This window comes from Brevundimonas sp., assembly GCF_051858995.1.
Classification (GTDB): domain Bacteria; phylum Pseudomonadota; class Alphaproteobacteria; order Caulobacterales; family Caulobacteraceae; genus Brevundimonas.
In genome coordinates this window covers 300,796-312,136 of the sequence record NZ_JBHYGN010000008.1, presented here as the reverse complement: position 1 = coordinate 312,136, position 11,341 = coordinate 300,796, and the positions used below count along the sequence as shown (strand labels likewise).

Here is an 11,341-nt window from a genome sequence, read left to right as displayed (position 1 = left end):
GCGGCCGGGCCGGAACGGAGTCTCTGGATGACGCGGTCCCTGATCAGCCTGACGGCGCTGGCCGTCGCCTGCCTCGCCACGCCGGCGATGGCGCAGGACTGGCCCGGCGGCGCGCGCGGGGCGGTGGTCCTGACCTATGACGACGCCATGCCGTCGCAGCTGGCCACGGCCATTCCGGCGCTGGATGCGCGGGGGCTGAAGGCCACCTTCTTCCTGTCCAACCTGAAGCCCGCCGATGTGCCGCGCTGGCGGGCGGTGGCGGACGACGGGCATGAGCTGGCCAACCACACCCTGTTCCATGCCTGCGCCGCCGCCACCTTCCCCGCCGATTCCCGCTACACCACCGAGGCCTATACGGTCGGAGAGATGCTGCGCGAGATCGAGCAGGCCAATGTGTTGCTGACCGCCATGGACGGGCGCGACCGGCACGGCATGGCCACGCCCTGCGGCCAGAGCACGGCGGGCGGGGTCGACTATCTGGAGGCGCTGAGAGCCGCCGGGCTGGTCACCTATGTGCGCGGAGTGTCGGCCGAGCCCGCCGATCTGGCCGCCGACGTCTCGGCCATGGACCCGATGCATGTGCCGGCCAAGGCCTTCGACGCCGACGTGACCGGGGCCGAGATGATCGCCTGGGTCCGGCAGACGATCGACGGCGGCGGGATGGCGGTGCTGCTGTTCCACGGCGTGGGCGGCGAGCATCTGCCGGTCTCGGCCGAGGCCCACGCCGAACTGCTGGATTGGCTGGTCGCCCACCGCGCCGAGATCTGGACCACCACCCTCCAGGACGCGATGGACCGGGCGCGGCGGCAGGCCGCCTCCCCTGCCACGCTGAAATGAAAAAGGGCCGGGATGAGGGACCGCCGAAGCGGCTCCCGGCCTGGCTTACCAGCCGATCTTCATGCGGATTTCGCCGCCGTGGCTGGAGCCCGCGTCATCGAAGGCGCTGCGGTAGCCCACCCCCAGCTCCATCCGGTCGTTGATCGACCAGTCGGCGCCGAAGTCGAGGCGCAGGCTGTCGCGCGACCAGGCGTCCAGCGGCTCCTGTCTTCGCGGTCACCCCATGAGCATGGGCCAGCACACGGCCGATGGCCGACTTCAGCATACGCGACGTTCTTTAGCTCCGCCGACCCGCCAAACACGGCGGATCAAACTCGCGCGGCGCCTACTCGCATCCGCACCGGCGCAAGCTCTACAGTAAGAATGTCGTGACGCTGATAGACCAAGAATCTCAAAATGATATCGAGTTGCGTTAACCTTCTCGCTGCGAAGACGAGACTCAGGCGGGGGTCAGCGCCCTGTCCGGATGGGCGACCTCGTGGGTGTACTGGGCCGCGCCGGAGGCCGGAACGGTTTCGCCCGTGCGGTCGGCGATGCGCGGCCACTGGGCCTGAATCCGCTGGGCGGCGTCGGGGGCGTCGCCCAGATAGATGCCCTGGGTCATGGTGATGTGGGCCTGTTCGAAGGCCCCTGCCCCGGCCAGCAGGATGGTCCGCGTCGGCGCGCTGTCGGCGGCGAGCGCGACTACGCCCGGACTGACCAGATCGGTGGACAGCCCCTTCAGGTCGTCGTCGGAATAGAGGCCCTCGGTCATCTGCGTGGCGGCGCTGGGGGCGAGGCAGTTGACGTGGATGCCGGACTTCTGGCCCTCGAGCGCCAGGGTCTGCATGAGACCGACCAGCGCCATCTTGGCCGCGCCGTAGTTTGCCTGGCCGAAATTTCCGTACAGGCCCGAGGACGAGGTGGTGAAGATCACCCGGCCATAGCCCTTGTCGCGCATATGGGCCCAGGCGGCCTTGGTCAGGTTGACCGAGCCCATCAGGTGCACGTCCAGCACCAGCTCGAAGTCGTCCAGATCCATCTTGGCGAAGGTGCGGTCGCGCAGGATGCCCGCGTTGTTGACCAGGATATCGAGGCCGCCGAGCTGGGCGATGACGTCTTCGACCATGGCGAAGACGCCCGGACGATCCGTCACGCTGCAAGTCCAGGGCACGGCCTGACCACCCGCGGCGATGATCTCGGCGGTCACCGCTTCACAGGCCGCGGGCTGAAGATCATTGACCACCACCGTCGCGCCATGACGCGCCAGAGCCAGGGCATGACTGCGGCCCAGACCGCCGCCGGCGCCCGTCACGATGGCCACGCGGCCGGTCAGATCGATGGTCATTCTGATTCCTCATCCCTGTCGCGGACATCGCCGCCCTGCCCGTTCCGGACGGGCGCACTCTGCTGATGTTAGGCGAAAGGTCAATGTTCACTAGCCGACGAGTGAGGATTGACGACTTCCGGAATCGATGAGACGGTGATCGCCATGACGCCGTCAGAGCGTTCGAGGAAACACCGAGGGAGGAAGACCATGGGGCGCAAGCTCTGGCTGACCACATCCGCCGCCGTCCTGCTGTGGGCCGGAGCCGCCCAGGCTCAGGACGCGACGGCGCAACAGACCGACACGCAGGAAGAGGCCACGTCGCTGGGCGAGGTCGTCGTGACCGCCGAGCGGCGCACGACCAACCTGCAGGAGACCGCCGTCGCCGCCACCGTGCTGGCGGGCGAGAGCCTGGATGACCGCGGCGTCTTCTCGCTGGAGCAGCTGCAGTTCGTCGCCCCATCCACGACGGTTCAGAACTTCGGCCAGGGCAACTTCTTCAACGTGCGCGGCATCGGCAAGTCCGAGCCGACCACCGCCATCGGCGTGGGCGTGACGACCTACCGCGACGGCGTGCCGGTCTTCCCCGGCTACTTCCAGGCCGAGCCCTATTACGACATCGGCAGCATCGAACTGCTGCGCGGCCCGCAGGGCACCTTCGCGGGCACCAACGCTACCGGCGGCGCGGTCTTCATCACCTCGCGCAACCCCGACTTCTCGGGCGTGAACGGCTACCTGATGGGGCAGTTCGGGAACTACGATAACAAGAAGTTCCAGGGCGCGGTGAACGTGCCGCTGAGCGACACCCTGGCCGCGCGCTTCGCCTTCAACGCCGAAGAGCGGTCGAGCTTCCACAACATCACCGGCAACTATCGCGGCAACCCCGGCGACATCGAGACCGGCAGCCTGCGCGCCAGCGTCCTGTGGACCCCCACCCCGGCCCTGCGGGTGTTGCTGAAGGGCGACTACAACAAGCTGGACTTCGGCGGCTATCCGGCCGACCCGGCGCGTGCGACCAACGATCCGTTCGAGATCACCGCCAACGGCCCGCACTCGGGCGTGGACGAGACGGCGCGGGTTTCGCTGAACGTCAGCTACGTCTTCGACAACGGCATCACCCTGCGCTCGATCACCGGCTATCAGGACGGGATCAGCGAGTTCTCGACCGATCTGGACGGCACCAGCGCGCTGAACAACACCTTCTATGACCGGGTCGAGGAAGACGTCTGGTCGCAGGAGATCAACCTGGTCTCGCCGGACAACCAGCGCCTGACCTGGCTGCTGGGCGCCTTCTGGCAGCAGGACAACGTCACCTTCCCGGTCACGACCTTCCCGCGCGGCGCCTATCACGTCGGCTTCCCGGAAGGCGGGTTCGACTATTACATCTTCGGCGAGACGCCGAAGGACACCAAGGCGGTGTTCGGCCAGATCAGCTACGACATCTCGGATCGTCTGCAGATCCAGCTGGGCGCGCGCTGGTCGGAGAGCACCTCGCGCAACGAGAACGTCTACACGACCTATCCGGCCCTGGGCCTGCAACTGGTCCAGAGCGACGAGGTCACCGCCGAGAAGACCACCGGCAAGATCAGCCTCAACTACAAGATCGACGACAACAATTTCGTCTACGGCTTCGTCGCGACCGGCTTCAAGATGGGCGGGCTGAACGCCCCGAACTTCTATGTCCCGGCCAGCTCGTTCGGTCCGGAAGACGTGGTCGACTACGAGCTGGGCTGGAAGTCGACCATGTTCGGCGGTCGCCTGCGCACCCAGCTCGGCGCCTATTACATGACCTATGAAGGCTTCCAGGTCGTGGTCGGCGATCCGGCGGTGCCGCTGTTCAGCTCCATCGTCAATGTGCAGGACGAGACCGTGCTGATGGGCCTCGAGGCCTCGGCCCAGATGAAGATGAACGACTGGACCGTGGATGTCGGCGCCGCCGTCTCGCACTCGGAGCTGGGGCAATTCTACGCCGCCGATCCGCGCCTGACCCGCACCGGGACCTGCAACGCCAACACCGGCCCGGCCACGGCCAACTGCATCAATCTGGACGGCCACACCCAGGGCTACGCCCCGGAGCTGACGTTCAACATCGGCGTCCAGTACGACTTCCACCTGCCGAACGGCGCGATCCTGTCGCCGCGGGCGGACTACGCCCACATCGGCGAGGCCTGGACCAGCATCTTCAACAACGAGGCGCTGGGCGACCGGCTGGAAGCCCGCAACCTCGTGAACCTGCTGCTCAGCTACAAGACCGACAACTGGACGGTCTCGGGTTACGCCCTGAACGCGACGGACCAGACCTACATCGCCGCGGTCAACTCGGGCCTGCGCTACGCGGGCGCCCCCCGCCAGTTCGGCGTCAACGTGACCCGGAGCTTCTGAGCCTGCCCCGGGACGGCGACCTCCGCGTCGCCGTCCCGGACGTCTTCGCCGGTCCGCCGGCTTCTGTAACCGTCTGGACTTTCGCCCAAGGATGATCGGCTCCCTTCCCGGCCTCATGCAGGACTACGCGCTGACCGTTGATCGCTTTCTGGATCACGGCGCGAAATGGCACGGCGAGGCCCGGGTGATCACCGCGGGCGTCGCGGGCCAGGACGACGACGCCGTCGGCTATGCGCCCCTGCGCGGACGCGCCAACCGGCTGTCCGGCGCCCTGTTGGATCTGGGACTGAGCCCCGGCGACCGCATCGCGACCCTCGCTTGGAACACCCGCCATCACGTCGAGGTCTGGTACGGCGCCATGGGCGTCGGGCTGGTCTGCCACACCCTGAACCCCCGCCTGACGGTGGCGCATCTCAGCGCCATGATCACCCAGGCGGGAGACCGCGTTCTGGCCGTCGGCGCCGGACTGCGCGACATGGCCGAGACCCTGCTGGCCGAATGCCCCTGCCTTGAACATCTGATCCTGCTGGACGGCGAGACGCCGGAGGCGGGACGCGCCGACGTCAGTCATCTGGAAGGCCTGCTGACGGCGCGCGGACACCAGGTTGAATGGGGCCGTTTCGATGAGCGGGCCGAGGCGGGCCTGTGCTTCACCTCGGGCACGACGGGCGCGCCCAAGGGCGTAACCTACACCCACCGCTCCAACTATCTGCACACCATCCGAGCGCTGCAGGCGGACGCCATGGCCCTGACGGCCAAGGACGCCGTGCTGGTGGCCGTGCCCATGTTCCACGCCAACGCCTGGGGCCTGCCGTTCGCGGCGCCGGCGGTAGGCGCCGATCTGATCCTGCCGGGCCGGATCACCGACGGGGCCAGTCTGGCCCGACTGATCGACCGGCATCAGGTGACCGTGGGCGTCGGCGTGCCGACCGTCTGGCTGGGCCTGCTGGATCACCTGGATGCGACGGGGACCGAGACCCACAGTCTGGAGCGGATCATCATCGGCGGCTCCAGCTGCCCGGACAGTCTGCTGCAACGGATGGAGCGCCGCTTCGGCGCGACGGTGCAGACCAGCTGGGGCATGACCGAGCTGTCGCCGCTGGGCGCCATCTCGCCGCGCACCGACCAGCCGGGGGCTGCGCGCGGCTCGGGTCGTCCGCCGATGGGGCTGGACCTGCTGCTGACCGACGCGAACGGCGCCCCCCTGCCCGACCAGCGCAACACGGTCGGCCATCTGAAGGTGAAGGGCCAGAGCGTGGTTCGGCGCTATTTCGGCGCCCCGGAAGACGCGACCGACGCCGGAGGCTGGTTCGACACCGGCGATCTGGCGGTGCTGGACGAGGCGGGCAATCTGCTGCTGGCGGGCCGATCCAAGGACCTGATCAAGTCGGGCGGCGAATGGATCAATCCGGTCGAGATCGAGGAGATCGTCGGCGCCCTGCCCGCGGTCGGACTGGTGGCGGTGATCGGTCGGGCCGATCCGAAATGGGGCGAGCGTCCCCTGATGGTGATCGAGCCCGCGCGTGGGCAGCAGATCGAGGACGCCGTCCTGAAGGCTACGCTAAAGGGCCAGGTGGCGGACTGGTGGATCCCCGAGCGGATCGTGCGGGTCGAGGCCATGCCCCTGGCGGCGACCGGCAAGATCAACAAGGCCGAGCTTCGCGCCACCTATGGAGGCGCATAGGATGACCGCCGTCTCCATCGAGTCGGCGTCCCTGCACCGTGGCGCGCCGGACCGCCCTGAGGTTCAGGCCATGACCACCCCGCCCCGCAAGCCGCGTCGCAAGGCCGAACAGCGCGCCGAAAGTCTGGAGCAACTGCTCGACGCCGCCGAGGAGCTGTTCTCCCAGCACGGCTTCTACGGGGTCACGATCAAGGACATCGCCGACAAGGTCGGGGTCCACAAGTCGCTGGTCCACTACTACTTCACCGACAAGCAGGAGGTGTTCGACAAGGTCATGGCGCGGCGCGCGCCGGTGACCAGCGGACGCCGGATGGAGGCTCTGGACGCTTATGAGAAGGCGACCGGCGGCAAGCCCACGGTCGAGGGCGCCCTGCGCGCCTTCCTCGACACCGATCTGGACACCTATTCGACCGGCGGCGACGGCTGGCGACATTTCGGCGCCCTGAGCGCCCAGATCAACAACACCCCCGCCTGGGGCGCCGAGGTGATGGACCGGCTGTATGACCCGGTCGTGCTGCGCCTGATCGACCTGCTGAAGCGGGCCATGCCCGAGGCCGCCGAGGAAGACATCTTCTGGGGCTATCACTTCGTCACCGGCGCCCTGACCCTGAGCCTGGCCCGCACGGGACGGATCGATCACCTGTCGGGCGGGAAGTGCCGCTCCGACGACTTCGAAGCGATCAAGGAACGAATGGCCGCCTTCATGGCCCACGGCTTCATCGGCGTGTGCCGGGACCGGGCCGAGGCGCGCCGCAAGCGAAACGAATGACCTCCGCCTGACCGGCGGCCACCCAAGAACAGACGGGCGCAAGACCCGCATCGAGGAAACGAACCATGAGCGCCACACCGATTGAATCCGGAGGTCCGCCCGCCGCCCGCCCCTCGGTCGGCCGCAACGCCTGGGTGGCGCTGGGCATGCTGTGGTTCATCTATGTGCTGAACTTCCTCGACCGGCAGTTGCTGTCGATCCTGGCCAAGCCGATCCAGGACGCGCTGGGCGTGACCGATGGTCAGTTGGGCCTGCTGGGCGGGCTGTATTTCGCATTCTTCTACTGCTTCATCGCCATCCCCGTGGGCTGGCTGGCGGACCGGACGAACCGGGTCTGGGTCGTCTCCATCGCCTGCGGCATCTGGAGCGCGGCGACCATCGCCTGCGGCCTGGCCAAGACCTTCCCGCAACTGGCCGTCGCCCGGATGACCGTCGGCTTTGGCGAGGCCGGGGGCGTGCCGCCGTCCTACGCCATCATCACCGACTATTTCCCGCCGCGCCGACGCGGGCTGGCGCTGGGCCTGTACAACCTCGGACCGCCGCTGGGCATGGCGCTGGGCGTCCTGTTCGGCGCCCGGATCGCCGCGGAGTTCGGCTGGCGCGAAGCCTTCATCGCCATCGGCGTCATCGGCGTGCTGGTCGCCATCGCCACGCCCCTTCTGGTCAAGGAGCCGAAGCGCGGCGGGCTGGATCCGGCGACGGCTGTCGCCCCGGTCGCCAAGGCGCCGTTCTGGGCCACCGTGGGCGAGTTCCTGCGCAACCCGACCCTGATGCTGGCGGCGCTCGGCAGCGGCGTAACCCAGATCATCACCTACGGCTTCGGCAACTTCACGCCGCTGTATCTGCAGCGGGAACTGGGGATGACGCCGCAGGAGCTGTCGATCTGGTTCGCCCTGATCGTCCTGTTCGGCATGGGCGGCGGCATTCTGGCGTCCGGCTTCCTGATCGACCGGTTCACCCGCCGGTCAAAGACCGCCTACGCCCTGCTGCCCGCCATCTCGCTGATGGTCGCCCTGCCCTTCTATCTGCTCTTCCTGTGGGCGCCGAGCTGGCCGCTGGCGCTGGTCATCCTGCTCGGGCCGACGCTGATGAACTACTTCTACCTGTCGTCCTCGGTGGCGCTGGTGCAGGCCGAGGTCGCCCCCAACAAGCGGGTCCTGTCCGGCGCCCTGCTGCTGCTGGTGATGAACTTCATCGGCATGGCGGTCGGGCCGACCTACGTCGGCTTCGCCAGCGACCACTTCGGCTCGCTGCGGACGGCGCTCTACACCCTGGCCCCCGTCTATCTGGTGGCGATCGTGCTGTTCCTTGTGCTGGCGCGCCGGCTGGGCCGTGACACGTCGCGCGCGGAAGGGGCCGCCTGATGAAACGCCTGCTCTCCATCGCGGCCAGCGCCCTTGCGCTGACGGCCTGCGCCACGGCCCACGCCCAGACCCCGCCCGTGGTCAGCGCGCCCGCAGGCTCCGTGCGGGGCGTCGCCGACGGCGACATCCTCAGCTTCAAGGGCATTCCCTATGCGGCCCCGCCGGTGGGCGAGATGCGCTGGCGTCCGCCCGCCCCGGCGGCGGGCTGGCAGGGGGTGCGCGACGCCACCGAATACGGCGCCGCCTGCATCCAGCCGACGCCCTATGTGCAGTCGATCTATTCGGCCGATCTGGGTCGGACCAGCGAGGACTGCCTGACCCTGAACGTCTGGACGCCGTCCACGACGGGCCGCGCGCCGGTGCTGGTCTGGATCCACGGCGGGGCGCTGGTCACCGGCTCCAGCAAGGAGAGCCTGTACGACGGCGCCCGGCTGGCGCGCGAAGGCGTGGTGGTCGTCTCGATCAACTACCGCCTCGGCGTGCTGGGCTGGCTGGCCCATCCGGACCTGAGCGCGGAAAGCCCGGCGGGCATCTCGGGGAACTATGGCCTGATGGACCAGGTGGCGGCGCTGGAGTGGGTCAAGCGCAACGCCGCGGCCTTCGGCGGCGATCCGGACAACGTCACCATCGCGGGCGAGTCCGCGGGCGGGCTGAGCGTCCTCTATCTGATGTCCACGCCGCTGGCGCGAGGCCTGTTCGACCGGGCCATCGCCCAGAGCGCCTATATGATCTCCACGCCCGAGCTGAAAGCGGCCCGGCTGGGCGCGCCGTCGGCGGAGGACGCGGGCGCGGCCCTGTCGCGGACGTTGCAGGCGCCCAGCCTGCGGGTGCTGCGCGGGATGGACCCGCAACAGCTGACCGACCGGGCCGCCATCAGCGGCTTCGCCACCTTCGGCGCGGTCGACGGCAAGGTCCTGCCCGGCCAGATCGTCGATGTGTTCGATCAGGGGCGGCAGGCGCGGGTCCCGGTGCTGGCCGGGTTCAACAGCGGCGAGATTCGCTCGCTGCGCATGCTTGCACCGCCGGTTCCGGGCAGCGCCGCCGACTACGAGCGGGTGATCCGCGAACGGTACGGCGACATGGCCGAGGCCTTCCTGCGCCTCTATCCGTCGTCGGACATGGGCGAGAGCATCCTCGCGACCAGCCGCGACGCGCTTTACGGCTGGACCTCGGAACGGCTGGCCAGATCGCAGACGGCGGCGGGTCAGGCGTCCTATCTGTATCTGTTCGACCACGGCTATCCGGCGACGGATGAGGCCGGGCTGCACGGCTTCCACGCCAGCGAACTGCCCTACATGTTCGGGCGGCTGGACCGCACCCCGCCGCGCTGGCCCAAGGTCCCGGACACTGCGGCGGAGCGTCGCCTGTCGGACGCCATGGTCGGCTACTGGACCAGTTTCGCCAAGGACGGTCAGCCGCGCGCGACGAATGCGCCGGACTGGGCCGCCTATGGCGAAGGCCGGAATTGGCTGGTGTTCCGCGACGCGCCCCAGCCCGCGACCGCCCTGTTCCCCGGCATGTTCGAACTGCATGAGCAGACCATGTGCCGTCGCCGGGCGACCGGGACCATCGGCTGGAACTGGAACACCGGACTGGCCTCGCCGCCGATGCCGCCAGCCGCGACCGGCTGCTAGCGGCGCAGCAGCTTGCCCGTGCCGACATCGGCGCGCAGACCGGCGACGAAGGCGGCATGGCCGTCGTCGCCGGCGTCGGCCGCCAGGCTCTCGGCCTCGTGGATGAGGCCCTCGACCTCATCGCTCATGCCCGAGCCCAGTCGGACCAGCGTCCGCGCCCGGACGCGCAACAGGATCAGGGCCGCCGCCGGATAGCGTGCGGACAGGCGCGCGGCCCACAGGGCGGTGTCCTCATGCCCGCCGCGCAGTTCGCCGCCGCGGGCCTCGATCATCTCCGCCGCCTCGCGCAGGGCGGGCCAGTTCATCAGGAAGGCCAACCCCTTCACCGGGTCGAAGTAGCCGGCGGCATGGGCGAAGGCGCGATCCAGCGCGGGCACGTCCTCGAAGTCCGGCAGGCGGGCGACGATGGCGCGCAGGGCGTCGGCCGACAGGGTGCGTTCGAACAGGGCCCAGCGGGCGTCGTCCGCCTCGGCCGCATAGCCCTCGGCGTCCAGCACGGCGATCTCGGCCTCCAGCCAGCGCTCGGGCGGCGGCGGGGCGGGCTCGGCCTTGCGGCCCCAGCGCGACGGCGGCGGAGCGGTCGGGCGGGACGCCTCCAGCGCCGCCCTCGCCTCCTCCGCCCGACCCGCGGCGGCGAGACGCACGGCCATGACCGCGCCGACCTCGGGCCGGGTGCGGTCGTCGTCTGGGATGGCGCTGATCCAGGCGTCCAGATCGCCGCTGCGCTCGGCCAGCTTGCGCACCACCAGCGCCAGCCGCCCGGTCGGACGCGGCTTGCCCTTCGTCAGATCGGTCAGCAGGGCCGAGGCCACGGCGGGGCTGAGGTCATCGACGCCGCGTCCGATCCATGAGGCCCATTCGGACAGGCGGGTGGCCAGGGCGTCGGAGAGGATGGGCACGGCGCCCTCCGGCCCCAGCGCCGAGGCCAGGGCCGCCAGTTCGCCGGTCGCGCTGTCGAACAGCAGACCCAGTTCGCCCTTGGGGTCCTTCACCCGCGCCGACAGGCCCGGATAGAGGTCGAACCACGTCACCATCCGGTCGAAGGCCAGGCGGGCGTCCAGTTCGGACAGGCGGTCGACGATCATCCGGCGCAGGCTCTGCAGGTCGCGCACCAGTTCGGGCCGCTTGCGCCACGACACCCGCACGCGGCTGTCGCCGAGCGCGGTCAGCCGCTTGTCAAGTTCGAGCGCCAGATCGGGCGCCCCGACCTCGCCCGCCAGCTCCATGCGCAGCCGCCGCTTCCACAGGGCGTCGCCGCCCGCGACCTCCATCAAGAGGCCGGCCAGACGGTCGGCGCCGAGGACGGACAGGTTGGCGGCGGAGAGGGTCTTCTTGGGAGTCGCGGGGCGTTTCGCCATGGCCCCT

8 protein-coding genes are annotated in these 11,341 nt (G+C 69.3%); 6 read left to right on the top strand and 2 right to left on the bottom strand.

Annotation, left to right across the window (positions count from 1 at the left end; all coding sequences use genetic code 11):
- Window positions 1-27: 27 nt before the first annotated feature.
- The gene (locus tag ACTIEF_RS09025; protein WP_439471800.1) at window positions 28-837 is read left to right on the top strand and encodes a polysaccharide deacetylase family protein; all 810 of its coding nucleotides are present in this window, start codon (window positions 28-30) and stop codon (window positions 835-837) included.
- A gap of 439 nt (window positions 838-1,276) precedes the next feature.
- Here the strand turns inward: ACTIEF_RS09025 and ACTIEF_RS09020 are convergent, their stop codons facing one another.
- Complete coding sequence (locus tag ACTIEF_RS09020) at window positions 1,277-2,164, bottom strand: SDR family NAD(P)-dependent oxidoreductase (protein WP_439471799.1); 888 nt, start codon at window positions 2,162-2,164, stop codon at window positions 1,277-1,279.
- Between the two features lie 189 nt (window positions 2,165-2,353).
- On the opposite strand from ACTIEF_RS09020, the gene ACTIEF_RS09015 reads away from it, so the two are divergent.
- The 5 genes from ACTIEF_RS09015 to ACTIEF_RS08995 all read left to right on the top strand — a co-directional run bounded on the left by ACTIEF_RS09015 (window position 2,354) and on the right by ACTIEF_RS08995 (window position 9,976).
- Window positions 2,354-4,525: a TonB-dependent receptor gene (locus ACTIEF_RS09015; protein WP_439471798.1), complete on the top strand. Its 2,172-nt coding sequence runs from the start codon at window positions 2,354-2,356 to the stop codon at window positions 4,523-4,525.
- Window positions 4,526-4,616: 91 nt separating this feature from the next.
- Complete coding sequence (locus tag ACTIEF_RS09010; protein WP_439471797.1) at window positions 4,617-6,209, top strand: AMP-binding protein; 1,593 nt, start codon at window positions 4,617-4,619, stop codon at window positions 6,207-6,209.
- A 70-nt stretch (window positions 6,210-6,279) separates the two neighbouring features.
- On the top strand, window positions 6,280-6,978 hold the full coding sequence (locus tag ACTIEF_RS09005; RefSeq protein WP_439471911.1) for a TetR/AcrR family transcriptional regulator: 699 nt from the start codon (window positions 6,280-6,282) through the stop codon (window positions 6,976-6,978).
- A 65-nt stretch (window positions 6,979-7,043) separates the two neighbouring features.
- On the top strand, window positions 7,044-8,342 hold the full coding sequence (locus ACTIEF_RS09000; RefSeq protein WP_439471796.1) for a spinster family MFS transporter: 1,299 nt from the start codon (window positions 7,044-7,046) through the stop codon (window positions 8,340-8,342).
- A complete protein-coding gene (locus tag ACTIEF_RS08995) occupies window positions 8,342-9,976 on the top strand; it encodes a carboxylesterase/lipase family protein (RefSeq protein WP_439471795.1) in 1,635 nt (544 codons plus the stop codon). The genes ACTIEF_RS09000 and ACTIEF_RS08995 overlap by 1 nt, the downstream gene beginning before the upstream one ends.
- Here ACTIEF_RS08995 and ACTIEF_RS08990 read toward each other — a convergent pair.
- Window positions 9,973-11,334 carry a DUF6880 family protein gene (locus ACTIEF_RS08990; RefSeq protein WP_439471794.1) on the bottom strand — a complete coding sequence of 454 codons (1,362 nt, stop codon included), beginning with the start codon at window positions 11,332-11,334 and terminating at the stop codon, window positions 9,973-9,975. The two genes, ACTIEF_RS08995 and ACTIEF_RS08990, sit on opposite strands and share 4 nt — an antisense overlap.
- Between the last annotated feature and the right edge of the window lie 7 nt (window positions 11,335-11,341).